Below are 26,052 nucleotides of genomic sequence, written 5' to 3'. Positions count from 1 at the left end.
AGATCGATCAGCCGCGTTCGCCGCTCAGCCACTGCAGCTGCACTTCATGCTGACCACGGTCGTCGGTGACGAAAATCGTCCCTTCGCTGATCATCACATCCCACTTGATCACGCGGGGCATGTCTTTGGCCAAGGTCTCCAGGACCTCCTGCGGTACCGCGGCAATGTGCACGTTTTTCAGGTTCTTGATCGCCGGGATCACTTTTGTTTCCCAGACGCGCAGGCTGCCGTAGGCCAGCAGGCTGGTGCGTTCGGTGCGGCGCGAGCACCAGGTCAGGCGATCGGCGTCCGGCTGGCCGACTTCGATCCAGTGCAGGACACGGTCGTCCAGGCTCTTTTCCCACAAGGCTGGTTCATCGACGTCTGACAGACCGCGACCAAACGACAGTTGCTCGTTGTACCAGAAGGCGTAGGCCAGCAGCCGCACTGTCATGCGTTCTTCGGTTTCCGAAGGGTGACGGGCGATGGTCTGCTTCACGCTCTCGTAGATGCTGCGGTCGAGGTCGGTGAGGTTCAGTTCAAACTTGTAGGTCGTGGACGGCTGGGCCATGAACGGGCTTCTTGATACGTGGAAAGGCGGCAAGTCTAACCGATGCGACAGGCAATCAACGAATTGAAGGCGAATCAACCTTGGGCGGCCGACGCCGGGCTATGCTAAAACGCTCTATCCGTTAAGCCTTGTCCTACAGGATCCAGCATGCCGTTCACCGCCAAACCGCTCTCAGGCCTGAAAGTCATTGAATTGGGCACATTGATCGCCGGGCCGTTTGCCTCGCGCATTTGTGGTGAATTCGGTGCCGAAGTGATCAAGATCGAATCCCCGGACGGTGGCGACCCCTTGCGCAAATGGCGCAAATTGTACGAAGGCACCTCGTTATGGTGGTTCGTCCAGGCCCGCAACAAGAAGTCCCTGACGCTGAACCTCAAGCATCCCGACGGTCTGGCGATTTTGAAGAAGCTGCTCGGCGAAGCGGACATTCTGATCGAGAATTTTCGCCCCGGCGTCCTGGAAAAACTCGGCCTGGGCTGGGAAGTGCTACACGCACTGAACCCGAAACTGGTGATGGTGCGTCTATCGGGATTCGGTCAGACCGGCCCGATGAAGGATCAGCCAGGGTTCGGCGCCGTCGGTGAATCCATGGGTGGCCTGCGCTACATCACCGGTTTCGAAGACCGACCACCGGTGCGCACCGGCATCTCCATCGGCGATTCGATTGCCGCACTCTGGGGCGTGATTGGTGCGCTGATGGCCTTGCGTCATCGCGAAGTCAACGGTGGCCTGGGCCAAGTGGTCGATGTGGCGTTGTATGAAGCGATCTTCGCCATGATGGAAAGCATGGTCCCGGAGTTCGACGTGTTCGGTTTCATCCGCGAACGCACCGGCAACATCATGCCCGGCATCACGCCCTCTTCGATCCACACCAGCGCCGATGGCAAACATGTGCAGATCGGTGCCAACGGCGATGCCATTTTCAAACGCTTCATGCTGATCATCGGCCGGGAGGACCTGGCCAACGACCCGCTATTGGCCAGCAACGATGGGCGCGATAGCCGTCGCGACGAGATTTACGGAGTGATTGACCGCTGGGCCAACTCGCTGCCGCTGGACGCCATCATTGAACAGTTGAATCAGGCCGACGTACCGGCCAGTCGGATCTTCAGTGCCGAAGACATGTTCAGCGATCCGCAGTACCTGGCCAGGGAAATGTTCCTCAAGGCCAAGCTGCCGGACGGCAAGGATTTCAAGATGCCGGGGATCGTGCCGAAACTCTCAGAGACACCTGGCACATCCGAATGGGTCGGGCCGCAGTTGGGTGAACACAATGCGCAGGTACTGGACGACCTTGGTTACGACAAGGAACAGATCGCAAAGCTGCGTGAAGACGGCGCCATCTAGCCTGCAGCGCCTGTCTGCGCGACTCATCAACCACTGCCGGTGGTGCGGCGCACGAGCGCTGTGCGCAGTGACGGTTTTCATCTTGCTCGCCAGTCAGGCTCAGTCGACGTTGGCGCATCCCAAGCAAACCCTGGTCTGGCTGTTGCGCGATCTGCCACCGTTGATGATTTTCGAAGGACCGGAAAAGGGCCAGGGCGTCATCGATCAACTGCTGCCGTTACTGATCGCTCGCATGCCGCAATACCAACACAGCCTGATGCGGGTCAATCGTGCTCGCGGCTTGCAAATGCTCCACGAGCCCTCCCTAACGTGCGATGCGGCGCTGAACTGGAGCCAGGAACGCGCCAGCTGGATGGCGTTTTCCATCCCGGTCTTTCGCGCCATAAGCAATGGCCTGGCAGTGCGGCGCGTCGATCGGGAGCTGCTGACGCCTTTTATCAAGGACGGCGAAGTGGACCTGGCGGCCCTGCTGGCCAGCGGCGAAGAGAAGCTGGGAATCATTGCCGAGCGCAACTACGGCGAGTATCTCGATGCACTGCTCAAACAGGCACCCGCCCATGCACTGACGCTCCACTATGGCAACGACGCGCTGGGCAGCCTGTTGCAGATGCAACGCCTGGGACGCTTGCGACTGTTGTTGGGGTACCGCTCGGAGATCCGCTACCAGGCCCGCCAGCAAGGGATCGCGGAAGATGACTTGCAGTTCTACCCGATCCGCGGCACGGGCAAATACCTGTCCGGTCATATCGGCTGTACTGACACCGCTCAGGGCCGACAGGCCATCATCGAGATCAACCAGGTGCTGCGCGACCTGCCCCACGAGCGCTTGAGCGAGGCCTATGCCGCCTGGCTGGACCCGGACAGTCGCAGCGACTACCTGGAAGCCAGCAAGGCATTTTTCAGCCAGCAGGCCGGGCAATGACAAATCGCGGACAAAAAGAAACCCCGAGAAGTGGGGAGACGACTCGGGGTTAAACGTGGCCTACATAAAGACCAGTAACAGCAAGCTACAAGCACCGGAGCACAATGCTTGATCCTGCTGTTACATGATCTGACCGACTTTGGAGCAGGAAGGTTCCCACAAAAGACAATTTCATTTTCGGCTGGCCAGGGGCTTGCCCTGAGCAGCATTGCGTAATGCTGCAATAACGCAGGGCTCCAGACGCCCTTCGGCAATCAGCACATCGCGATGCAATCCGTCGACCACATCCGTCAGCAGACGCTTATCGGTCAACTGTGCCTGATTGAATTCCCGTTCGACCACAATGGCGCCAGTCGAATTTTTCAGGGTCACCAGGCATTTGCCCTGGGGTCCCGATGGGGTCAACGTCACCTGATACGGGCTCAGAGCCTCACCGAGCAATAGACTGATACTTTCCATCTCGATCACCACTCAATAGTCCGAAAACAAAGTGCCTGGGGCGTGTCCACTGTAAATGACCACCGGCCCTTGAGGAAAGTTCTGGATGCCGATTGCAGACGCGTCGGCGTCTCTGGTTGATGGAGCATGCACGGCGAAGATGACAAAGATAAAACAGAGGTGGCAGATCTCTAGCCAAAGCAGGCAACAGCAAGATCAAAAGATCGCAGCCTCGCTTCGCTCGACAGCTCCTGCGGGGAGCCGCCTCACGTCTGCTTTTTACACTTGCCGATATCGCTCCATCCACCCAACAGACCGCGCAACTTTCCGTCTGCACCGTAGAATGGCACCGTCCATTGGTAAATGTCCCTGGGCCCGCTCTTGAACAACAACTGACACAGACTGAAGCTCGTCTTGCGAGTCTCCAGTTGCGCCATCAACTCGACATGCAGCCGTTCGGCGGTCTCCCTGGGCAAGGTATCGAGTTCGATCAACTGCCGTCCCTTGACCTGGTCGAAGCGAATCGACAAGCTTTCTTCATAACTTTTGTTGCACATGACCAACCGGCCTTCCAGATCACGAACGAACATCGGATCGGGCATGGCGTCCATCAATGCATGCTGAAAGGCCAATTGATCACGAAGGTCTGTCTCGGCCTCCAGACGCAGCTGGATCAGGGTCCTGCACCGACGATGCAAAAGTATCGACAGTGCGAATACGCAGACCGCCAACACACCCCACCAGCCCCACGTCGTGAGCCACTGCTTGCTGGCGGGCGCTTGAACCGGAGCATTTCCACTGGACCATTTCAGGCGAATGGCGCGTAACTCCGCCGGCGCAAATGCTGCAAGCGCCTTGTTGAGGATACTCAACAACTGCGGCTGGCCTTTGCCTACCGACAGATAATCGGCGGTCCAGTGCCCTTCCAACACTTGCCCGACCTCGAGCTGTCCCGACGGGTAAAACTGCGCTGCGATTTCATTTTCAATGGTGGCATGAGCCTCGCCGCTTACGACCAGCGCCCGGGCCTCGGCGTAGGTCTTGACCGAACGCAATTCGATGGCCGGATAGTCACGGCGAATCATGGATTCGAGCGCATGCCTGGCCGGCAGCACCAACACTTGCTGTGACAGTTGCTGCAGAGATTGTACCGGTGGCTCCCCTGCCCGCCCGACCAATACCCAACCTGCGCCACCGAACGCATGACTGAAATCCAGAAATGCCTTGCGCTCGTCATTCATCGCCAGCGTCGTACTCATATTCGCCGCGCCGCTTTCCAGGTGCTCCAGCATCTGCTCGGTGGAAAACGTCTCTGCATACACAAATTGCAGCCCGGTCATGGCACTGATGCGATTGAGCACATCGTTGTACAACCCGCTCCACTGGCCGTACTCGTCCTTGAACAAAAACAGCGGGAAGTGCTTCGACGCGACAATGACTCGCGGGTGCTCGGCGACCCATTGCCGCTCCTGAGCATTCAGCCCGATCGTCAAGCCTGCGCCTGCGCCCTTGGGATCGGGTGTCGCCAGATGCGTCGCCATCACCCAATGCGCAACGCCGATGGCGCTGAGCAAAAACATCCAGCACACGACTGGTTTCAATCCTCTGAAAAATAGCATTGCCCCTTCCCTGGTCATCGAATCGCCTGTCCTTGATGGGCGATACCCCGTGTTCGAAATACGACAAGTGTGACACCCGAAAACGAGAAAGCCCGTCAGGAGACGGGCTTCATATGTGACAGCTTGTGCCGGCTACAGGGGTTTGCCGCGGTTGCCATGCTGACTGACAAAGGCCTGCACGGCTTTCAGGTCATTCGGCAAAACCGTGCAGCGCTCATCTCGCTCAAACAAATCAGCAAGATGCACAGGCAGTTCAAGCGCTTTTCCTACACCGGCTTTTTCCACGGCGTCCGGGAATTTGACCGGGTGGGCCGTACCCAGGATCACCATCGGAATATCCAGGCTGCGACGGCATTCGCGCGCGGCCTTGACGCCAATGGCTGTGTGCGGATCCAGTAGCTCGCCCGTCTGCTCGTAGACTTCGGCGATGGTTTCGCAGGTTTGTGCGTCGTCCACGGCCAGCGAATCGAACAGTTTGCGAGCTTCGGTCCAGCGCTCCTCTTCGACGCTGAAACCGCCACCTTGCTTGAAGGTGTCCATCAGGCCGGCAATCGCCGCGCCATTGCGACCGTGCAGGTCGAACAACAGACGTTCGAAGTTCGACGACACCATGATGTCCATCGATGGCGACAGCGTGGCGTGCAGCGTTTCCTTGACGTACTGATTACCGCTCATGAAGCGGTGCAGGATGTCGTTGCGGTTGGTGGCGACGATCAACTGGTTGATCGGCAGGCCCATGTTGCGGGCCAGGTAACCGGCGAAGATGTCACCGAAGTTGCCGGTCGGCACCGAGAACGATACCGAGCGTGCCGGGCCGCCCAACTGCAGGGCAGCGTGGAAGTAGTAGACGATCTGGGCCATGATCCGCGCCCAGTTGATCGAGTTCACCGCGACCAGGCGCGTGCCCTTGAGGAAGCTCTGGTCGGCGAAGCTGGCCTTGACCATTTCCTGGCAGTCATCGAAGTTGCCTTCGATGGCGATGTTGTGGATGTTCTCGCCAAAAATGGTGGTCATCTGGCGACGCTGCACTTCCGACACGCGGTTGTGCGGGTGCAGGATGAAGATGTCGACGTTTTCGCAGTGCTTGCAGCCTTCGATGGCAGCCGAACCGGTGTCACCGGAGGTGGCGCCGACGATGACTACACGTTCTCCGCGCTTTTCCAGCACGTAGTCGAGCAGGCGACCGAGCAGTTGCAGGGCGAAGTCCTTGAACGCCAGGGTCGGGCCATGGAACAGCTCCAATACCCATTCGTTGCCGTTCAGCTGACGCAGTGGCGCCACGGCGTTGTGGGAGAACACACCGTATGTTTCTTCAAGGATCTTTTTGAAATCGGCATCCGGAATGCTGCCCGCCACGAATGGGCGCATCACCCGGAAGGCCAGCTCGTGATACGGCAGGCCGGCCCAAGAAGCGATTTCTTCCTGGGTGAAACGTGGCAGGTTTTCCGGGACGTACAGACCGCCGTCGGTGGCGAGACCGGCCAGCAGGACATCTTCGAAATTCAGGGCCGGTGCCTGGCCGCGGGTACTGATATAACGCATGACTGGCTCCAATAGACAGTGTTCGCAATGCCGGGCCCGCGTGCGAGCCCGGTGAACGATAACGGCTTAGTTCAGGTGCTCGACGCGGATCCGTACGACCGGGCCGACCACGCCTTCCAAGGTCTCCAGGGCGGTGATCGCATCGTTCATGTGCTGTTCCAGCACACGGTGCGTCAGCATGATCATTGGCACCAGGCCGTCGTGTTCCTCGACTTCCTTCTGCATGATCGATTCGATGTTGATGCCACGTTCCGAGAGGATGCTCGCCACCTGGGCCAGTACGCCAGGATGATCCTTGGCCTGGATACGCAGGTAGTAGGCACTCTTGCAGGCTTCGATCGGCAGGATCGGGTGCGCCGACAGCGAATCCGGCTGGAAAGCCAGGTGCGGCACGCGGTTTTCCGGGTCGGAGGTCATGGCGCGAACCACGTCCACCAGGTCCGCGATCACCGACGAAGCGGTCGGCTCCATGCCGGCGCCCGCGCCGTAGAACAGGGTCGAACCGGCGGCGTCACCGTTGACCATCACCGCGTTCATCACGCCGTTGACGTTGGCGAGCAGACGATCGGCCGGGATCAGCGTCGGGTGCACGCGCAACTCGATACCGGCCGCGGTGCTGCGCGCCACGCCCAGGTGCTTGATGCGATAGCCCAGCGCTTCGGCGTAGTTCACGTCGGCGGTGGTCAGCTTGGTGATGCCTTCGGTGTAGGCCTTGTCGAATTGCAGCGGAATGCCGAATGCGATGGACGCCAGGATCGTCAGCTTGTGGGCGGCATCGATGCCTTCGACGTCGAAGGTCGGATCCGCTTCGGCGTAACCCAGGGCTTGCGCCTCGGCGAGTACGTCTTCGAAGGTGCGACCCTTCTCACGCATTTCGGTGAGGATGAAGTTGCCGGTGCCGTTGATGATCCCGGCGACCCAGTTGATGCGGTTGGCGGACAGGCCTTCACGGATCGCCTTGATCACCGGGATGCCACCGGCCACGGCCGCTTCGAACGCCACGATGACGCCCTTCTCGCGAGCCTTGGCGAAAATTTCATTACCGTGAACGGCGATCAGTGCCTTGTTCGCGGTGACCACATGCTTGCCATTCTCGATGGCCTTGAGTACCAGCTCGCGGGCAACGGTGTAGCCGCCCACCAGCTCTATGACGATGTCGATCTCAGGGTTCGTGGCCACTTCGAACACATCGTTGGTAATCGCAATACCGGTCGTCTGGAACTGAGGCTTTGGCGTGCGCATGGCAATTTGTGCCACTTCGATTCCACGCCCGGCACGACGAGCAATTTCCTCGGCGTTGCGCTGAAGTACGTTGAAGGTACCGCCACCGACGGTCCCTAACCCACAGATGCCTACTTTGACCGGTTTCACTGTGAACTCCCCATAAAACGGCCGACTCGAGGCCGGCCGTGAAAACAACCGCATACTCGCGGCTCTCTATTGATGGCCAGGCGATTGACCGCCTGACCATGATCGTCAAAGGCTGACCGTGACGATACGAACTTTATTTCGCACCCAGTGCCAGTTTGGCGACTTGTGGCGCTGGCTGGTAGCCCGGAATGACCTGGCCGTCAGCCAAAACGATGGCCGGTGTGCCGTTCACGCCGATCGACTGACCCAGGGCGAATTGCCTGGAAACCGGGTTATCGCACTTGGCGGCCTTGATTTCCTTGCCATCGACCATTTTGTCCATGGCGGCTTTCTTGTCTTTCGAGCACCAGACCGCCTGCAGCTGTTCGTCACCCGGCGAGCCCAGGCCCTGGCGCGGGAACGCCACGTAACGCACTTCGATGCCGCGCTTGTTCAGCTCAGGCACTTCGGCGTGCAGCTTGTGGCAGTACGGGCACGTGGTGTCGGTGAACACGGTGATGTGCGATTTGGTTTCGCCGATCGCCGGGTACACCACGGTTTCCGCTACAGGGATCGCGTTGACCAGTTTGGAAACGCCCAGGCGTTCGGTCTTCTCGGTCAGGTTGACCGGCTTGCCGTCCTTGAGCTGGAACATGTAGCCCTGAACCACGTATTGGCCGTCGGCACTGGCGTAGAGTACGCGGCTGCCTTTGAGTCTGACTTCGTAGAGGCCGGGCAGAGGACTGGCGGAGATGCTTTCTACCGGAACTTCGAGCTGGAGGTTTTCCAGGCTTTTACGAATGGCTTTGTCGGCCGCGTCATCGGCGACGGCAAAGGTGCTGACCAACGCAATGGCTGCGGCGGCGATAATCTGGGTCAGACGCATGAGAACTCCTGAAGGCGGACAAATGGGACGATCAGAACGCCCGTGCCGAAACACCGGGTCATAATCGCCCATCGTGCAAACCGGCAAAGCCTACCACATAAGGCCCCTGTGGCCGAATGCGCCTGACGCAAGACATTGTGTCAACCTCTGGGGTGGTGTTTGGCGTGCAGGTCTTGCAAGCGCGCCCGAGCGACGTGGGTGTAGATCTGGGTGGTGGACAGGTCGCTATGGCCCAGCAACATCTGCACCACCCGCAGATCGGCGCCGTGGTTGAGCAGGTGCGTGGCGAACGCATGACGCAGCGTATGCGGCGACAGCGACTTGCCGATCCCGGCGACCTTGGCCTGGTGTTTGATCCGGTGCCAGAAGGTCTGGCGGGTCATCTGCTCGCCGCGCTGACTGGGGAACATGACATCGCTCGGTCGCCCGCCCAGCAGCTCGTTACGGCCATCACGCATGTAGCGTTCGACCCAGACGATCGCCTCCTCGCCCATCGGCACCAGCCGCTCCTTGCTGCCCTTGCCCATCACCCGCAGCACGCCCTGGCGCAGGTTGACCTGCTCCAGGGTCAGGCTGATCAGCTCCGTCACCCGCAAGCCGCAGGCGTACAGCACTTCGAGCATGGCGCGATCGCGCTGGCCAATGGCTTCGCTCAAGTCCGGCGCGGCCAATAATGCTTCCACATCTGTTTCCGACAAGGATTTGGGCAATGGCCTGCCGAGCTGAGGCATATCGATGCGCAAGGTCGGATCGACAGCGATCAGCTTTTCCCGCAATAAATAGCGATAAAACCCACGCACGCCGGAGAGGAATCGCGCAGTTGAACGGGGTTTGTAGTTTTGTTCCAGGCGCCAGGCAAGGTGATCGAGGATCAATTCGCGGCCGGCGTTGACCAGCTCCAGTCCTTTCTCTTGTAACCATGCGTTGAACAAGGCCAAGTCGCTGCGATAGGCATCGCGGGTGTTATCGGAAAGCCCCTTCTCCAGCCACAGGGCGTCGAGAAACTGGTCTATCAGTGGGTGATCGATGGCGGGCATAAAGGCTCAGGCAACTGGGAAACTGACGACAAGTCTTTCATAGCCTGCCGCGGCTTTATAGCGCCCGTTGATATTGTGGTGATTGATGGATCGATTCGCGGGCAAGCCTCGCTCCTACGGTATTGAATCGTTCTTCTGTAGGAGCGAGGCTTGCCCGCGAATGCCACAACGCGGTCCGATGTCAGGCACACATCCCCCCCAGCACCGAAAAATCGCGGGCAACAAAAAAGCAGCCCGTAGGCTGCTTTTTTCTGCATCGGAAGCTGTCTGGACTTAAGACAGTTTTTCCTTGATGCGAGCTGCTTTACCGGACAGGTCACGCAGGTAGTACAGCTTGGCTTTACGTACGTCACCGCGACGTTTAACGGCCATGCTGTCGATTTGCGGGCTGTAGGTCTGGAAAGTACGCTCTACGCCAACACCGTTGGAGATTTTACGCACGGTGAAAGCACTGTTTACGCCGCGGTTACGCTTGGCGATAACAACACCTTCGAACGCTTGCAGACGCGAACGGTCGCCTTCCTTCACTTTCACCTGAACGACAATGGTGTCGCCCGGGGCAAAGGTAGGGATCTCTTTGGTCATCTGCTCTGCTTCGAGTGCAAGGATGATTTTGTTAGTCATGCTGTGCTCCTAAGGTAAATCGTTGGATTTACCATCGATACGTTGTTAACTATCGTCCCGCTCGCGGATGTATTCCTCGAGCAGCTTCTTCTCTTCTCCAGAAAGCGAGCGGCTTTCCAGAAGATCGGCGCGTCGTTCAAAGGTCCGACCAAGGGACTGCTGTAAACGCCAACGCCGGATGTGCGCGTGATTGCCACTTAGCAATACGTCGGGAACACGCTGATCCGCATACACCTCCGGTCGGGTGTAGTGCGGGCAATCCAGCAAACCATCCGTAAAGGAATCTTCCTCGGCGGAGTCCGCATGCCCTAAAGCTCCAGGCAGCAGTCGTGTAACCGCATCGATCAGGACCATCGCCGGCAGCTCGCCGCCAGACAGTACATAGTCGCCAATCGACCACTCTTCATCGACATGAGCTTCAATAAAACGCTCGTCAATGCCTTCATAGCGGCCGGCAATCAGGATCAATGCATCCAGATTCGCCAACTCGCGCACCGCCGACTGAGTCAGTTGACGGCCTTGGGGGGACAGGTAAATCACCTTCGCCGCCTCCCCGGCTGCTGCCTTGGCCTGAACCAACGCATCTTCCAGGGGCTTGATCTTCATCACCATGCCCGGACCACCGCCAAACGGGCGATCGTCCACAGTGTGATGTCGATCCGTCGTGTAGTCTCGCGGATTCCAACAGGTGAGCTGCAACAGCCCCTGTTTCACCGCACGACTGGTGATGCCGTACTCGCTGATGGCGGAGAACATCTCGGGAAACAAACTGATCACTTCTACGCTCAGGTTAGCCACGTTTAGAAGTCCGCATCCCATTCCACCTTCATCTCGCCCGCGGCCAGGTCGACAGCCAACACGCATTGCTCCGTATAGGGCAACAGGCGTTCGCGATCATCCAGGCTGCCAGCGCAAGGCTTGACCACCATTACATCATTGGCGCCGGTTTCCAGAAGATGATCGATTTTCCCGAGCAATTGCCCGAGTTGATCAATGACCTTCAGACCTTCCAGCTGGTACCAGTAGTACTCGCCGTCGGTCAATTCAGGGAACAGGTTGCGCGGCACACAGATCTCATAACCGGCCAGAAGACGCGCTTCTTCACGATCATCGAGACCCTTGAGCTTTGCGACCAGGAACTTGTCGTTCCCACGTCCGCTGACCAGCTCGACCTGTTTCACATTGCCTTCGCGCTTGAGCGTCCAGGTTTTGTACTGCAACAGGTTTTCAGTCGGATCAGTAAAGGAATACACCTTCACTTCGCCGCGAACGCCATGAACAGAATAGATTTTGCCAATAACGATCAAATCATCGGCAACAGCTGGCGTCGCGCTCATATTGCTCAGGCCGCAGCCTTGGCAGATTCCTTCAACAACTGAGCAACGCGCTCAGAAGGTTGTGCACCAACGCTCAGCCAGTAGGCTACGCGCTCTTGGTTCACGGACAGACGAACTTCCTGACCACGGGCAACAGGGTTGAAGAAACCAACCTGTTCCTTGTGCGAACCGTCGCGCGGGTTGCGGCTGTCGGTTACGGTCAAGTGGTAAAACGGGCGCTTTTTGGAGCCGCCAAGGGCAAGACGGATTGTTAGCATGTGAACATCGTTCCTGTAGTCGGTGCTGCAAATCTAAAGGCACAGCGGGCATAGGTGCCCGAAAGGCCGCATATTCTAAGGAATATCCGGACTTTTGCAAATGTCTTTTTCCGGCGGCCTTTCGGTCGCCATCCAGATTTGCTATAGAGCCGTCGTTGAAAACGGCCAGTCAGCTCCCGCCAAGTGCGGGTTTGCTGGAGATCCCACTTCCGTGTGGGGTGCGCAAGAGCAAGCCCTTGCGCGAATTTTTTACATTTTCGGCATGCCGCCGCCGGGCAACATACCGCCCATGCCGCGCATCATTTTGGCCATTCCGCCTTTCGCGGAGAATTTCTTCATCATCTTCTGCATCTGCTTGTGTTGCTTGATCAAGCGACCGATGTCCTGCACCTGGGTGCCGGAACCCATGGCGATCCGGCGTTTGCGCGAACCGCTGATTAGCTCAGGGTCGCGGCGCTCGGCCGGGGTCATGGAGTTGATGATGGCCTCCATCTGCTTGAATTGCTTCTCTGCCGCGCCTTGGGCGTTGCCCATCTGCGCCAGGTTAACACCGCCAATATTCGGCAGCTTGTCCATGAGGCCGCCGAGGCCGCCCATGTTTTTCATCTGTTGCAGCTGATCGCGGAAGTCTTCGAGGTCGAAGCCCTTGCCCTTCTTCAGTTTCTTGGCCAGCTTGTCGGCCTTGTCCTTGTCGAGGGTCTGTTCGGCCTGCTCGATCAGGCTGAGCACGTCGCCCATGCCGAGGATGCGCGAGGCGATACGCTCAGGGTGGAACGGATCGAGCGCTTCGCTCTTCTCGCCCATACCGATGAACTTGATCGGCTTGCCGGTGATGGCACGCACCGACAGGGCGGCACCGCCACGGGCGTCGCCGTCGACCTTGGTCAGGATCACGCCGGTCAGCGGCAATGCATCACCGAAGGCCTTGGCCGTGTTGGCGGCGTCCTGGCCGGTCATGGCGTCGACCACGAACAGGGTCTCGACCGGGTTGATCGCGGCGTGCAGCGCCTTGATCTCGCCCATCATCTCTTCATCGATGTGCAGGCGACCGGCGGTATCGACGATGACCACGTCGATGAATTTGAGTTTGGCTTCTTTAATAGCCGCTTGCGCAATCTCGACCGGCTTCTGGCTCAGGTCGGACGGGAAGAAGGTAACGCCGACTTCACCGGCAAGCATTTCCAGCTGCTTGATCGCCGCCGGACGGTAAACGTCCGCGGAGACGACCATGACCGACTTCTTCTTGCGCTCTTTAAGGAAGCGCGCGAGTTTACCGGCGGTGGTGGTTTTACCCGCACCCTGCAAACCGGCCATCAGAATGACCGCTGGCGGAACGGCGCTCAGGTTCAGGTCTTCGTTGGCCGCGCCCATCAGGCTTTCGAGTTCGGCCTGGACAATCTTCACGAAGGCCTGGCCCGGCGTCAGGCTGCGCGACACCTCGGTGCCGACGGCGCGTTCCTTGACCGAGTTGACGAAGTCTTTGACCACCGGCAAGGCGACGTCGGCTTCGAGCAACGCCATGCGCACTTCACGCAGGGTGTCTTTGATGTTGTCCTCGGTCAGCTTGGCCTTGCCGGTGACATGGCGCAGCGTCTGCGAGAGACGGTCGGTTAAGTTTTCAAACATTGCGCGATCCTTTCAGGCCCTGTGTAGACCGGGATAATGGCGGCCCAGACCGTAATAAACATGTGCTCGGCGAGCCTGCGGCGTGGGCAGGTCGCGGATTATAGCGAAGACTGCGTCTGGCGGACACCTCGCACTTTCGTGTCGCGTGGGTTCTATGCCAAACTCAGCGCCTTTCGGGCTTGCCTAACAGGATTTATGCTCCCCTTGTCACCCAGCTTGCTTACCACTCTCGCCGCCGCCTGCTTGTATGCCGCTGCGACCCTCTATCAGGGCACTCGTCTGGCCACCGGCGCCAAGGCCAACAAGCGCCTGCTGGTCACGCTCGGCGTACTGGCCGTGCTGGCCCACGGCGCCAGCCTGTTCACCCATCTGTTGACGCCGATCGGCCTGGGCCTGGATTTTTTCAGCGCCGCCAGCCTGATAGCCGCGGCGGTCATTGCCCTGACGCTGCTGGCCTGCTCGCGGATTCCGGTGGAGAACCTGCTGATATTGCTGTTCCCGCTGGGCCTGGCGACCGTGTTGCTCGCGCAGATCGCCCCCGCTGGCACGGTGCAGATCATCGACGAGGCGCCAGGCATCCTCGCCCACATCCTGCTGTCGATCCTCGCCTACGGCATGTTCACCATTGCGGTGTTCCAGGCATTGCTATTGCTGGTTCAGGACCATCAACTCAAGCACAAGCACCCGTCCGGGCTGATCAAGAACTTCCCGCCCCTGCAAACCATGGAAAGCCTGCTGTTCGGCTTCCTCTGGGCGGGCTGGACCCTGTTGTCGCTGTCGCTGATCTCCGGCTGGCTGTTCGTCGACAACCTGTTCGCCCAGCACCTGGTGCACAAGACCTTGCTGGCGTGCCTGGCCTGGATCGTCTTCAGCGTGCTGCTCTGGGGCCGCAACCGCCTGGGCTGGCGCGGACACAAGGCCATTCGCTGGACCCTCGCCGGTTTCTGCCTGCTGATGCTGGCGTACTTCGGCAGCAAGCTGGTCCGCGAATACATCCTGCACATCTGACGGGCGGCATTAATGGACGAATTGCCCATAGGACCGATGCTTGCCGTAATGGCCCTGCTGACTTTATGGTCAGGGCTGTTTACCGCCATCGAAGCGGCACAACAGCACCTGCTGGCCCAGCGCACCGCCTCGCGCTCCAGTGACAAACCCGTGGCGAAGCTGAGCTTCCCGCTGAACAGCCTGATCCTGTGCAACACCCTGTGCCGCGCGCTGGTGGTGGTCATCAGCACGTTGCTGGCGATTTTTACCTGGGCTGAAAACGGTCCATGGGCCGCTTGCGTCGGGGCCGGCGCGATCCTGCTGGTGTTCGCCGACTACCTGCCACGCACCCTCGCCGTTCGCCACCCGGACGCGGTCCTGGCGCTGGGCAACACCTTGCTTGGCGCGCCTCTGAAAATCATCTACCCGGCCGCCTGGCTGCTCAATGGCATCAGCCAGTTGCTGATGCGACCGTTCGCCCGCAAAGCCAAAGTGGTGCAAAAGAGCGAAGACGAAGCGCCGAACGACAGACACGACGATCACGAACACGCCGTTTGCCGCCCGCACCCGCTCTCGGGCATCCACGCGCTGGACAACATCACGGTCAACGACATTCTGGTTCCGCGCAGTGACGTCGACGGGATCAACCTCGACGACGCGCTCCCGGACATCATCGAACAACTGCGTCACAACAAACGCACGCGCCTGCCGGTGTTCCACAGCGATATCAACCAGGTCGAAGCGGTACTCAATACCCGGCAGATCCGCCACTTGCTGCCCGACGGCAGCCTGACCCTGGAATCGCTGCTGGCGGCCAGTCACGAGCCGTACTTCGTGCCTGAAAGCACGCCGCTGCAGCTGCAGCTGCTGAATTTCCACAAACAGCAGCGCCGCCTGGGCATGGTGGTCGACGAGTACGGCGAAGTGCTCGGCATCGTGACCCTGGAAGACATTCTCGAAGAAATCGTCGGCGAGTTCGAAAGCCAGCACAGCCTGGACAACCCGCATATCCATCCCCAAGCCGATGGACGACTGGTGATCGATGGCGCAGCGTCGATTCGCGACCTGAACAAGAGCCTGGGCTGGCACCTGCCCAGTGACGGCCCGAAGACCCTGAACGGGTTGGTCACCGAAGCGCTGGAAACGATTCCCGAGAGCGCGGTGTGCCTGAAGATCGGGCGGTATCGGCTGGAAATCCTCGAAACCGAGGACAACCGCGTTACACGCGTGTTGATCTGGCATACGGCCACAGTGCAAACCCTTGCTTGAAATAACATCCCTGTAGGAGCCAGGCTTGCCGGCGAAGGCGCCCTTGGAAACGCCTTCGCCGGCAAGCCTGGCTCCTACAAAAAACGTTGCCGACCGTGGCATAATCGATCGCGCTTACCCAAGCCCCGCCCTACCCCTGTGCTACCCGCACTCTGCGTTAAACCCACATCCCTGGGTGTTCGACCATAATAATTCGCTCCACTGGAGCACATGACTGTCAGGGATTACCGCATGACGACCAGCACGACTTATAACGACAGCACGCCCGCACAACCGACGAACTCCGCCACCCGGGTGGCCACCGCGAGCTTCATCGGTACCGCCATCGAATTCTACGACTTCTACGTCTATGCCACGGCGGCAGCGCTGGTGATCGGCCCGGTGTTCTTTCCGCAGACCTCCGGCACCGCGCAGATGCTGTCGGCGTTCCTCACCTTCGGTATCGCGTTCCTTGCCCGCCCCTTGGGTTCGGCACTGTTCGGCCACTTCGGTGACCGCATCGGGCGCAAATCGACCCTGGTGGCCTCCCTGCTGCTGATGGGCGTATGCACCACGCTGATCGGCGTACTGCCGGGTTACGACAGCATCGGGGCCTGGGCGCCGATCCTGCTTTGTGTGTTGCGCTTCGGCCAAGGCCTGGGGCTGGGTGGCGAATGGGGCGGCGCAGCGCTGCTGGCGACGGAGAACGCGCCCAAAGGCAAGCGCGCCTGGTTCGGCATGTTCCCGCAGCTCGGCCCTTCGATCGGCTTTCTCGCGGCCAACGGGCTGTTCCTGACCCTTGCCATGACCCTGGACGACGAACAGTTCCGCTCGTGGGGCTGGCGGATTCCGTTCCTGCTCAGTGCCGCGCTGGTGATGGTCGGCCTGTACGTGCGCCTCAAACTCCACGAAACGCCGGTGTTCGCCAATGCCATGGCTCGCCAGGAACGGGTGAAGATTCCGCTGGTGGAGCTGTTCAGCCAATACTGGGCGCCCATGCTGTTGGGTGCCGGGGCGATGGTGGTGTGTTACGCGCTGTTCTACATCTCGACCGTGTTTTCGTTGAGCTATGGCGTGTCGACACTCGGTTACACCCGCGAAACCTTTCTCGCGCTGTTGTGCTTCGCAGTCCTGTTCATGGCCGCGGCCACGCCATTGTCAGCCTGGGCCAGCGACCGTTACGGGCGCAAACCGGTGCTGATCATCGGTGGCGTGCTGGCGATTCTGTCCGGATTCCTGATGGAACCGCTGCTGGCCCAGGGATCGACCTGGAGCGTCGCGCTGTTCCTGTGCGTCGAGCTGTTTCTGATGGGCGTGACCTTCGCGCCAATGGGGGCGCTGCTGCCGGAACTGTTTCCGACTCACGTGCGTTATACCGGGGCGTCGGCGGCCTACAACCTGGGCGGGATAGTCGGGGCCTCGGCGGCGCCGTTTTTTGCGCAGAAACTCGTGGCGATGGGAGGGTTGAGTTATGTCGGCGGGTATGTGTCGGGGGCGGCGGTGTTGAGCTTGATTGCGGTGCTGTGCCTGAAGGAGACGCGCAACAACGATCTGAATCGGGTGGCCTGAAGCAAAAGCTTCGCGAGCAGGCTCGCTCCCACAGGGACCGCGTTCAAACAGAAAGAACGCGGTTCAATGTGGGAGCGAGCCTGCTCGCGAATGCCGCGCCGCGGTTACAGCTCGACTACGACAGCCTGGGAAGCGCGGGTCGCTTTAGCACGAGCCGCCTCGATCGACTCATCCCGCGCCAACGCCACCCCCATCCGACGCTGACCGTTAACCTCAGGCTTGCCAAACAGGCGCAGCGCCGTATCCGGTTCGCTCAACGCAGCGCCCAGGTTGGCGAAAGCGGTCTGGGTCGATTGCCCTTCCACCAGGATCACCGCCGAAGCCGAAGGCCCGAACTGACGGATCAACGGAATCGGCAGCCCCAGGATCGCCCGCGCATGCAGGGCGAACTGCGACAGGTCCTGGGAAATCAGGGTCACCAGGCCGGTGTCATGGGGACGCGGCGACACTTCGCTGAACCACACCTGATCGCCCTTGATGAACAGCTCGACGCCAAACAGACCACGGCCACCCAAGGCTTCAGTCACCGCCTTGGCCACGCGCTCGGACTCCGCCAGGGCCACCGGGCTCATGGCCTGTGGCTGCCAGGACTCCTGGTAGTCGCCCTTCTCCTGACGATGGCCGACGGGTGCGCAGAACGTGGTGCCGCCGACGTGACGCACGGTCAACAGGGTGATTTCGTAGTCGAAGTCGATGAAGCCCTCGATGATCACCCGACCTTTGCCGGCGCGGCCGCCTTCTTGCGCGTAATCCCACGCGGTTTTCACGTCATCGGCGCTGCGCAACAGGCTCTGGCCCTTGCCCGAGGAACTCATCACCGGCTTGACCACACAGGGGAAACCCAGGTCATCGATGGCCTTGCTGTAATCTTCGAAGGTGTCGGCAAAGTGGTACGGCGAGGTCGGCAAGTCCAGCTCTTCGGCGGCCAGGCGACGGATGCCTTCACGGTTCATGGTCAGCTGCGTGGCACGCGCCGTCGGGATCACGGTGAAACCTTGCGCTTCAAGCTCGACCAGGGTCGCGGTGGCGATGGCTTCGATTTCCGGCACGATGAAGTGCGGCTGCTCGGCCTCGATCACGGCACGCAGCGCCGCGCCGTCGAGCATGTTGATCACGTGGCTGCGATGGGCAACCTGCATGGCCGGCGCGTTGGCGTAGCGATCCACGGCAATCACTTCTACGCCCAGGCGTTGCAGCTCGATCACCACTTCCTTGCCCAGCTCACCACAGCCACACAGCAAGACGCGGGTCGCGGTTGGCGACAATGGAGTTCCGATACGGGTCATCTCAGGTCCTCTATGGAGCGGATCATCGAGGGTTGCGGCGTGATTGACCTATAAGAGCCTGCGCGCTTCCCATGGGGAGAAAGCGCGGCATTTTACATGAACCGCAGGGTTTGGCTTCAGCTGGCGACGTGTAGGAGCGAGCTTGCTCGCGATGGACTCAAGAGCGCCGCGTTTAACCAGTAAATACGCGTTATCGTTAACGACCATCGTCGGAACGCCGCCCGGAGCAAGCTCGCTCCTACAAGTGGAAGAACCTGCAAGGTTCAGGAATCGGATTTCGCAGGCAGCATCCAGAGCAACCCGCTGGATTTGGCCCGCTCCTGACACAACCCCAACACCCTGCGCCGCTCCTCGTTGTCCATCCGGCTCCAGCGCGTGATCTCGTCCACCGTGCGCTGACACCCGGTGCAGATATCCTCCTCGTCCAGCGCACACACATTCACGCAAGGCGATCGAACCGGGCGTTCGGGGCTGTTCATTGTTCCTGCTCAGCCAGATCGCGGGCATAACGTTGGGCGTTATGCACGTAGTGAGCGGCACTGGCCTCCAGCATCTTCTTCTGCGCTTCGGTCAACTCGCGCACCACCTTGCCGGGCGACCCCATGACCAGCGAGCCGTCCGGAATGTCCTTGCCTTCGCCGATCAGCGAGTTGGCGCCGATGATGCAGTTCTTGCCGATTTTCGCGCCGTTGAGAATCACTGCGTTGATGCCGATCAGGCTGTAATCACCGACCGTGCAACCGTGGAGCATGGCGTTGTGGCCAATGGTCACGCCGGTGCCGATGGTCAGCGGGTAGCCCATGTCGGTATGCATCACGGTGCCATCCTGGACGTTGCTGTTCTTGCCGATCAGGATCAATTCGTTGTCGCCACGCAGCACGGCGTTGAACCAGACGTTGGCGCCCTCTTCCAGCCTGACCTTGCCGACCAGCACGGCGTTGGGTGCGATCCAGCTCTGTGGATGGGTTTCGACGCGGGCGTCGCCCAAGCGATATTTCATCTATGTTTCCCTCGAGGCTCAGGCAGGCTCACTTGCAAAAAAGGTTCGGCCATTCGAACGATGGCTTCAGGTGTCGGTAAAACGCTTGGGTGGTTGGTGCAGACTGATTTTGGCGTCATAAAGCAAGTTGATCAACTCGACGATCATGATCGCGGTCAGGCCCCAGATCTTGTATTCGCCATAACGATAGCTCGGCACGTACCAACTTCGGCCCTGATAATCGATGCGATGGGTATGTTCGCGAGGATCCTTGCGGAAGAATTCCAGGGGCACGCTGAACACCGCGGCAATTTCGGCATCGTTGGCCTGATAGTCGACGAAGTCCGGAATCACGCCGACATAGGGCGTGACCATGATGCCATGCAGGGAGATCAGCGGACTCAGCGGGCCGATCACTTCGACCAGCCCCGGCGGCAGGCCGATTTCTTCTTCGGCTTCGCGCAAGGCAGTGAACACAAGGTCCGGGTCTTCTGGGTCACGGCGACCACCGGGGAAAGCGACTTCACCGCCATGGGTCGACAGCCCGCTGGCGCGCAGGGTCAGAACCAGTTCCGGTTCATCACTGCGAGTGATGGGCACCAGAACCGCGGCCTCAGGGAAACGCTTATCGGTTTCCAGTGTGCGTGGGATATGGTTGCTTACTCGATGCAGTAGCTCGTCCAGCATGAGACTTCTCGACTTATTCTCTACCTCGCATCATGCACCAATCGAACCGGTCGCCCAACCCCATAACCGCAGCATGTCGCTAAACGACAACTTGCCGACTGACACCGCCGCACGCCAAGATAGGCACAGCATTCAGGAACCCAAGCATGAAATTTTGCAGTCAGTGCGGCAACCCGGTGACCCAGCGCATTCCAGAAGGCGATTCGCGCCTGCGTTATGTCTGCGACAGCTGTCATGCGATTCATTACCAGAACCCCAATATCGTCGCCGGTTGCGTGCCGGTCTGGGGCACGAAGGTGTTGCTGTGCCGACGCGCCATCGAGCCACGGCTCGGTTACTGGACCCTGCCCGCAGGCTTCATGGAGAACGGCGAAACCATCGAGCAGGCGGCGATTCGCGAGACCGCTGAAGAGGCGTGTGCCCGGGTACGCAACCTGAGCATCTATACCTTGATAGACGTGCCGCACATCAGTCAGGTGCATGTGTTCTTTCGTGCGGAGCTGGCGGACCTGGATTTTTCCGCCGGCCCCGAAAGCCTGGAAGTGGCGCTGTTCGAAGAAGCCGACATCCCTTGGTCCGAGCTGGCTTTCCGCACGGTGGGCCGTACCTTAGAATGTTTCTTCGCAGACCGGCGGACCGAGACCTACCCCGTGCGCTCCGAATCGATCCCGCCGCTCGTTCAACCTGCCATCCGTTAAAAAACCTTCTATAAATAAAATAGTCGCGACACCATTCAGGGATATCGTTTCAATGCGCTGGTTGCTTGCCGTGTTTTGCATGTCGTTCGTCGCTATTTCCCAGGCCTCCACGGCGGAAACCCTGGATGGCAAAGTCATCGAAAAAGTCCTGGTGCTCAAGTCTGCCCATCAACTGCAATTGATCAACGACGGCAAGCCACTCAGGACCTATCGCATTTCATTGGGCAAAAGACCTGTCGGCCCGAAACTCATGGAAGGCGATAAACGCACGCCTGAAGGTTTCTACTGGCTGGACTGGCGCAAGACCAGCGACCGTTTCAACCTGTCGATGCACATTTCCTACCCGAACATCAGCGACGCCGCCCGAGCCCGGCGCGAAGGCGTCGAGCCCGGCGGCATGATAATGATCCACGGCACCCCGGATACCGAAGACAACCCCGAAGACCTGTTTCACACCCTGGACTGGACCGACGGCTGCATCGCCATGCGCAACATGGACATGCGCGAAGTCTGGGGACTGGTGCCGGATGGCACGATGATCGAGATTCGCCCATAGCTGGAAGGAGCTTTTGTCCTGGCAAAGGTGCCGTCTCGCGGCGTGCAGCTCCTACATGGACCGAGATCAAATTCGGGACAATAAAAAACCCGCTGATATCACTTCAGCGGGTTTCTCATTTCAGCAGCCGGAAGATCAGAAATCCTCCAACCGCCACACCTCATAAGCCGGCGTCTCATAGGGATGGCTGAGTTTCAACGCAGCCACCACGGCCACGATCGACTCATCCGCCACTACCAGCTCAACCTTCCATTCCTCAACCCGCTCGACCTGCCCCGCTTGCCCAATAAACGGCTGACTGCCATCCAGAGGGCGAAACTGACCCAGGCCCAGCACTTGCCAGGCACAGTGGTCATAAGCTCCGATCCGCCCGCCACCGGCGGCGAATACGGCGCTCTTGACCACCTCGACATGACTGTCGGGAACAAAAAAGCTGAGCTTGTACACAGCGCTTAGTTCACCCACACACGCGCATTACGGAACATGCGCATCCAGGGTGCGTCTTCGTTCCAATCTTCCGAGCGCCACGAGTTCTGCACCGCGCGGAATACCCGCTCCGGGTGCGGCATCATGATCGTGACGCGACCGTCACGGCTGGTCAGCCCGGTGATGCCGCGCGGCGAGCCGTTCGGGTTGGCCGGGTAGCTTTCGGTGACCTTGCCGTGGTTGTCGACGAAACGCATCGCCACGCAACCCGACAGATCGGCTTCCAGCAACGCTTCTTCGCTGGCAAACTCGGCATGACCTTCACCGTGAGCGATGGCGATCGGCATGCGCGAACCGGCCATGCCCTGAAGGAAGATCGAATTCGATTCCTGGACCTGGACCATCGCCACGCGCGCTTCGAACTGCTCGGAGCGGTTGCGTACGAAGTGCGGCCAGAACTCGCTGCCCGGGATCAGCTCGTGCAGGTTGGACATCATCTGGCAACCGTTGCACACGCCGAGGGTGAAGCTGTCGTTGCGCTCGAAGAAGCCCTGGAAGGCATCGCGAGCACGGCTGTTGAACAGCGCGGACTTGGCCCAGCCTTCGCCGGCGCCCAATACGTCGCCGTAGGAGAAACCGCCGCAAGCGACCAGACCTTTGAACTCGTTCAGGTCGACACGGCCGGCCAGAATGTCGCTCATGTGCACGTCGATCGCGTTGAAACCGGCGCGGTCGAACGCTGCCGCCATTTCCACCTGGCCGTTGACGCCCTGCTCACGCAGCACGGCAACCTGTGGGCGGATGCCTTTCTTGATGTAAGGCGCGGCGACGTCCTGGTTGACGTCGTAGCTCAGCTTGACGCTCAGGCCCGGGTTGTCTTCTTCCAGCAGCACGTCGAACTCTTGTTCGGCGCAGTCGGCGTTATCACGCAGACGCTGGATCTGGTAGCTGGTTTCAGCCCACTGACGTTGCAGCAGACGACGCTGACCTTCGAACACGGTTTCACCGTTGAAGGTGATGCTGATCTGGCCGTTGTTCATCGGCTGACCGATCACCGATACGCAGTCACCCAAACCGGCAGCGCTGAACTGCGCGAGGATGTCCGGGGTAGCGTCCTGGCGAACCTGGATCACGGCGCCCAGTTCTTCGTTGAACAGGATTGCAGCGATGTCGGCGGAGGTTTCTGCCAGACCGTCGAGGTTCAGGCTCAGACCGCAATGGCCGGCGAAAGCCATTTCCACGGTGCTGGTCAGCAGACCACCGTCGGAACGGTCGTGGTAAGCCAGCAGGTGACCGTCGGCGTTGAGGCCCTGGATCACGGCGAAGAAGGCTTTGAGGTCTTCGGCATCGTCGACGTCCGGCGCTTGCGAACCGAGTTTGCCGTGGACCTGGGCGAGGATAGAGGCGCCCATGCGGTTCTGACCACGGCCCAGATCGATCAGGATCAGGTCGGTGGTGCCCTTGTCCATGCGCAGTTCAGGCGTCAGGGTCTGACGGATGTCAGCCACAGGCGCGAAACCGGTCACGATCAGGGACATCGGCGAGGTCACGGTCTTGTCGACGCCTTCGTCGTTCCAGCGCGTGGCCATGGACATGGAGTCCTTGCCCACCGGAATGGTGATGCCGAGGTCCGGGCACAATTCCATGCCGACCGCTTTCACGGTGTCGTACAGACGCGCATCTTCGCCTGGGTGACCGGCAGCGGACATCCAGTTCGCCGACAGTTTGATGTCGGAGATTTTGTTGATGCGCGAAGCCGCGATGTTGGTCAGGGTTTCGCCGATGGCCATGCGGCCCGACGCCGGAGCGTCCAGCAGAGCCAGCGGAGTGCGCTCGCCCATGGCCATGGCTTCACCGGTGTAAACGTCGAAGCTGGTGGCAGTGACGGCAACGTCGGCTACCGGAACCTGCCACGGGCCGACCATCTGATCACGGGCCACGAGGCCGGTGATGGTGCGGTCGCCGATGGTGATCAGGAAGCTTTTGCTCGCCACGGCCGGGTGATGCAGAACGCGCTCGACGCAGTCTGCTATTTCCAGAGTCGACGGATCGAAATCGTCGCCCAGCTCGTTTTCGCGAACGGCCGAACGGTGCATGCGCGGAGCTTTGCCCAGCAGCACTTCCAGCGGCATGTCCACCGGGCTGTTGCCGAAGTGGCTATCGGTGACCGTCAGTTGCGGCTCGGCAGTGGCTTCGCCGACCACAGCAAACGGGCAACGCTCGCGTTCGCAGATCGCCTGGAAGCGTTCGAAGTCCGCCGGGCCGACCGCCAGAACGTAGCGTTCCTGGGATTCGTTACTCCAGATTTCGTGCGGGGCCATGCCCGGCTCGTCGTTTGGAATGTTGCGCAGTTCGAAGCGACCGCCGCGGTTGCCGTCGTTGACCAACTCCGGGAAGGCGTTGGACAGACCGCCCGCGCCGACGTCGTGGATGAAGCTGATCGGGTTTTTGTCGCCCAACTGCCAGCAACGGTCGATGACTTCCTGGCAGCGACGTTCCATCTCAGGGTTTTCGCGCTGTACGGATGCGAAGTCCAGGTCCGCCGAGCTGGTGCCGGTGGCCATGGAGGAAGCGGCGCCGCCGCCCAGACCGATCAGCATCGCAGGGCCGCCGAGCACGATCAGCTTGGAGCCGACGGTGATCTCGCCCTTCTGCACGTGTTCGGCACGGATGTTACCCATGCCGCCGGCCAGCATGATCGGCTTGTGGTAACCGCGAACCTCGTCGCCACGGGGGGTGGTGATCGACTGTTCGAAGGTACGGAAGTAACCGGTCAGGGCCGGACGGCCGAATTCGTTGTTGAACGCGGCGCCACCCAATGGGCCTTCGATCATGATGTCCAGGGCGGTGACGATGCGCTCAGGCTTGCCGTACGGCACTTCCCATGGCTGTTCGAAGCCCGGGATTTGCAGGTTGGACACGGTGAAGCCGGTCAGGCCAGCCTTGGGCTTGGCACCGCGACCGGTTGCGCCTTCGTCGCGGATCTCGCCGCCACTACCGGTGGACGCGCCCGGGAACGGGGCAATCGCGGTCGGGTGGTTGTGGGTTTCGACTTTCATCAGGATGTGCACCGGTTCCTGCACCGCGCCGTACTGGCGGGTTTCAGGGTCCGGGAAGAAGCGACCGGCGACGTTGCCGACGATCACCGAAGCGTTGTCCTTGTAAGCCGACAGAACGCCTTCGCTGTGCATCACGTAGGTGTTCTTGATCATGCCGAACAGGCTTTTTTCCTGGCTCTGACCGTCGATGTCCCAACTGGCGTTGAAGATCTTGTGACGGCAGTGCTCGGAGTTCGCCTGGGCGAACATCATCAGTTCGATGTCGTGCGGGTTGCGCTTCAAGCCGACGAAGGCGTTGACCAGGTAGTCGATCTCGTCTTCGGCCAGGGCCAGGCCCAGCTCGGTGTTGGCTTTTTCCAGCGCGGCGCGGCCGCCACCCAGCACGTCGATCGCGGTCAGCGGTTTCGGCTCGGCATGACTGAACAGGCCGGCGGCTTGTTCAAGGTTGGCCAACACGATTTGGGTCATGCGGTCGTGCAGACCATCGGCAATCAGCTGCGCTTCGGCGTCGCTGAACTGGCCAGCCACGTAGAACGCAATGCCGCGTTCCAGGCGCTGGATTTTGCCCAGGCCGCAGTTGCGAGCGATGTCGCTGGCTTTACTGGACCACGGCGAGATGGTGCCAAAACGCGGCAACACCAGGAACAGACGACCGGTCGGCTCTTGTACCGGAACACTTGGGCCGTACTTCAGAAGGCGCGCAAGCACCTGCTGTTCGTCGCCGGTCAGGACGCCGGTAACTTCGGCGAAGTGAGCGAATTCAGCATACAAGCCGCTGACAGCCGGGACCTTCTGGCTCAGTTGCTCCAGGAGTTTGCTGTGGCGAAAGGCAGAAAGGGCAGGAGCGCCGCGCAGGATCAACATCTTCGGGACAGCCTCGGGAAGGGGTGTGCTTTGAGGCCGTGCATTCTAGCCTAAACAGGCCGCGACATCACTCGAAACGGTACGCACGGCCGTACCCGGACGTCGGAGCGCCTGCGCAGTGCCGTAACCCAGGCTCTGCGGGAAGCGCGCCAAGGGTT

25 protein-coding genes are annotated in these 26,052 nt (G+C 60.2%); 7 read left to right on the top strand and 18 right to left on the bottom strand.

What is annotated here, in order from left to right; genetic code table 11:
• Positions 1-7 precede the first annotated feature (7 nt).
• A complete protein-coding gene (locus tag F8N96_RS08470; RefSeq protein ID WP_150748239.1) occupies positions 8-550 on the bottom strand; it encodes a YaeQ family protein in 543 nt (180 codons plus the stop codon).
• A gap of 147 nt (positions 551-697) precedes the next feature.
• Between F8N96_RS08470 and F8N96_RS08465 the strand changes: the two genes are divergently transcribed.
• Both F8N96_RS08465 and F8N96_RS08460 read left to right on the top strand, forming a co-directional pair.
• Positions 698-1,897 (top strand): CaiB/BaiF CoA transferase family protein, encoded by a 1,200-nt coding sequence (locus F8N96_RS08465; RefSeq protein ID WP_150765958.1) that lies wholly within the window; start codon positions 698-700, stop codon positions 1,895-1,897.
• Between the two features lie 58 nt (positions 1,898-1,955).
• Positions 1,956-2,819, top strand: coding sequence for a TIGR02285 family protein (locus F8N96_RS08460; protein ID WP_412071808.1), 864 nt, complete (start codon positions 1,956-1,958; stop codon positions 2,817-2,819).
• A gap of 171 nt (positions 2,820-2,990) precedes the next feature.
• On the opposite strand, the gene F8N96_RS08455 is transcribed toward F8N96_RS08460, so the two are convergent.
• The 11 genes from F8N96_RS08455 to ffh all read right to left on the bottom strand — a co-directional run bounded on the left by F8N96_RS08455 (position 2,991) and on the right by ffh (position 13,535).
• Positions 2,991-3,278, bottom strand: coding sequence for a DUF3509 domain-containing protein (locus F8N96_RS08455; RefSeq protein WP_150765956.1), 288 nt, complete (start codon positions 3,276-3,278; stop codon positions 2,991-2,993).
• Positions 3,279-3,523: 245 nt separating this feature from the next.
• Positions 3,524-4,876 carry a transporter substrate-binding domain-containing protein gene (locus F8N96_RS08450; RefSeq protein WP_150797415.1) on the bottom strand — a complete coding sequence of 451 codons (1,353 nt, stop codon included), beginning with the start codon at positions 4,874-4,876 and terminating at the stop codon, positions 3,524-3,526.
• Between the two features lie 132 nt (positions 4,877-5,008).
• On the bottom strand, positions 5,009-6,418 hold the full coding sequence (gene thrC / locus F8N96_RS08445; protein ID WP_150797414.1) for a threonine synthase: 1,410 nt from the start codon (positions 6,416-6,418) through the stop codon (positions 5,009-5,011).
• Positions 6,419-6,484: 66 nt separating this feature from the next.
• The gene (locus tag F8N96_RS08440; RefSeq protein ID WP_150765953.1) at positions 6,485-7,789 is read right to left on the bottom strand and encodes a homoserine dehydrogenase; all 1,305 of its coding nucleotides are present in this window, start codon (positions 7,787-7,789) and stop codon (positions 6,485-6,487) included.
• Positions 7,790-7,922: 133 nt separating this feature from the next.
• The gene (gene dsbC / locus F8N96_RS08435) at positions 7,923-8,654 is read right to left on the bottom strand and encodes a bifunctional protein-disulfide isomerase/oxidoreductase DsbC (protein WP_150797413.1); all 732 of its coding nucleotides are present in this window, start codon (positions 8,652-8,654) and stop codon (positions 7,923-7,925) included.
• Positions 8,655-8,794: 140 nt separating this feature from the next.
• Positions 8,795-9,691 carry a site-specific tyrosine recombinase XerD gene (gene xerD, locus F8N96_RS08430; RefSeq protein ID WP_150797412.1) on the bottom strand — a complete coding sequence of 299 codons (897 nt, stop codon included), beginning with the start codon at positions 9,689-9,691 and terminating at the stop codon, positions 8,795-8,797.
• 273 nt (positions 9,692-9,964) lie between these two features.
• Positions 9,965-10,315: a 50S ribosomal protein L19 gene (rplS, locus tag F8N96_RS08425; RefSeq protein ID WP_055103485.1), complete on the bottom strand. Its 351-nt coding sequence runs from the start codon at positions 10,313-10,315 to the stop codon at positions 9,965-9,967.
• Between the two features lie 45 nt (positions 10,316-10,360).
• Positions 10,361-11,134 (bottom strand): tRNA (guanosine(37)-N1)-methyltransferase TrmD, encoded by a 774-nt coding sequence (trmD, locus tag F8N96_RS08420; protein ID WP_191635340.1) that lies wholly within the window; start codon positions 11,132-11,134, stop codon positions 10,361-10,363.
• Positions 11,116-11,652 carry a ribosome maturation factor RimM gene (gene rimM / locus F8N96_RS08415; RefSeq protein ID WP_007897576.1) on the bottom strand — a complete coding sequence of 179 codons (537 nt, stop codon included), beginning with the start codon at positions 11,650-11,652 and terminating at the stop codon, positions 11,116-11,118. The genes trmD and rimM overlap by 19 nt, the downstream gene beginning before the upstream one ends.
• Before the next feature lie 5 nt (positions 11,653-11,657).
• A complete protein-coding gene (rpsP, locus tag F8N96_RS08410; protein ID WP_003198088.1) occupies positions 11,658-11,909 on the bottom strand; it encodes a 30S ribosomal protein S16 in 252 nt (83 codons plus the stop codon).
• Between the two features lie 249 nt (positions 11,910-12,158).
• Positions 12,159-13,535 carry a signal recognition particle protein gene (ffh, locus tag F8N96_RS08405; RefSeq protein ID WP_064676035.1) on the bottom strand — a complete coding sequence of 459 codons (1,377 nt, stop codon included), beginning with the start codon at positions 13,533-13,535 and terminating at the stop codon, positions 12,159-12,161.
• Between the two features lie 195 nt (positions 13,536-13,730).
• On the opposite strand from ffh, the gene F8N96_RS08400 reads away from it, so the two are divergent.
• From F8N96_RS08400 to F8N96_RS08390, 3 genes are all read left to right on the top strand, one after another.
• Positions 13,731-14,543, top strand: a complete 813-nt coding sequence (locus F8N96_RS08400) for an inner membrane protein YpjD (protein ID WP_150765950.1) — start codon at positions 13,731-13,733, stop codon at positions 14,541-14,543.
• 12 nt (positions 14,544-14,555) lie between these two features.
• Positions 14,556-15,791 (top strand): transporter associated domain-containing protein, encoded by a 1,236-nt coding sequence (locus F8N96_RS08395; RefSeq protein WP_150797410.1) that lies wholly within the window; start codon positions 14,556-14,558, stop codon positions 15,789-15,791.
• Positions 15,792-16,022: 231 nt separating this feature from the next.
• Complete coding sequence (locus F8N96_RS08390; protein WP_150797409.1) at positions 16,023-17,339, top strand: MFS transporter; 1,317 nt, start codon at positions 16,023-16,025, stop codon at positions 17,337-17,339.
• Between the two features lie 104 nt (positions 17,340-17,443).
• Here F8N96_RS08390 and purT read toward each other — a convergent pair whose 3' ends face one another.
• From purT to F8N96_RS08370, 4 genes are all read right to left on the bottom strand, one after another.
• Positions 17,444-18,625 carry a formate-dependent phosphoribosylglycinamide formyltransferase gene (purT, locus tag F8N96_RS08385; protein WP_150797408.1) on the bottom strand — a complete coding sequence of 394 codons (1,182 nt, stop codon included), beginning with the start codon at positions 18,623-18,625 and terminating at the stop codon, positions 17,444-17,446.
• A 263-nt stretch (positions 18,626-18,888) separates the two neighbouring features.
• Positions 18,889-19,104 (bottom strand): DUF1289 domain-containing protein, encoded by a 216-nt coding sequence (locus F8N96_RS08380; RefSeq protein WP_150797407.1) that lies wholly within the window; start codon positions 19,102-19,104, stop codon positions 18,889-18,891.
• Positions 19,101-19,625, bottom strand: a complete 525-nt coding sequence (locus F8N96_RS08375; RefSeq protein ID WP_150797406.1) for a gamma carbonic anhydrase family protein — start codon at positions 19,623-19,625, stop codon at positions 19,101-19,103. The genes F8N96_RS08380 and F8N96_RS08375 overlap by 4 nt, the downstream gene beginning before the upstream one ends.
• A 66-nt stretch (positions 19,626-19,691) precedes the next feature.
• Entirely contained in the window at positions 19,692-20,291 is a 600-nt protein-coding gene (locus F8N96_RS08370; protein ID WP_150797405.1) for a CoA pyrophosphatase, read from the bottom strand.
• 146 nt (positions 20,292-20,437) lie between these two features.
• On the opposite strand from F8N96_RS08370, the gene F8N96_RS08365 reads away from it, so the two are divergent.
• Together F8N96_RS08365 and F8N96_RS08360 are read left to right on the top strand one after the other, a co-directional pair.
• Positions 20,438-20,989 carry an NUDIX hydrolase gene (locus tag F8N96_RS08365; RefSeq protein WP_150797404.1) on the top strand — a complete coding sequence of 184 codons (552 nt, stop codon included), beginning with the start codon at positions 20,438-20,440 and terminating at the stop codon, positions 20,987-20,989.
• A gap of 52 nt (positions 20,990-21,041) precedes the next feature.
• Complete coding sequence (locus tag F8N96_RS08360; RefSeq protein ID WP_150797403.1) at positions 21,042-21,545, top strand: L,D-transpeptidase family protein; 504 nt, start codon at positions 21,042-21,044, stop codon at positions 21,543-21,545.
• Between the two features lie 135 nt (positions 21,546-21,680).
• On the opposite strand, the gene F8N96_RS08355 is transcribed toward F8N96_RS08360, so the two are convergent.
• Together F8N96_RS08355 and purL are read right to left on the bottom strand one after the other, a co-directional pair.
• A complete protein-coding gene (locus F8N96_RS08355) occupies positions 21,681-21,992 on the bottom strand; it encodes a YqfO family protein (RefSeq protein ID WP_150797614.1) in 312 nt (103 codons plus the stop codon).
• 5 nt (positions 21,993-21,997) lie between these two features.
• A complete protein-coding gene (purL, locus tag F8N96_RS08350; protein WP_150797402.1) occupies positions 21,998-25,894 on the bottom strand; it encodes a phosphoribosylformylglycinamidine synthase in 3,897 nt (1,298 codons plus the stop codon).
• Positions 25,895-26,052 lie beyond the last annotated feature (158 nt).

Source organism: Pseudomonas fluorescens (assembly GCF_902497855.1).
Taxonomy (GTDB): domain Bacteria; phylum Pseudomonadota; class Gammaproteobacteria; order Pseudomonadales; family Pseudomonadaceae; genus Aquipseudomonas; species Aquipseudomonas fluorescens_BI.
This window is presented reverse-complemented; position numbering and strand designations above follow the sequence as displayed.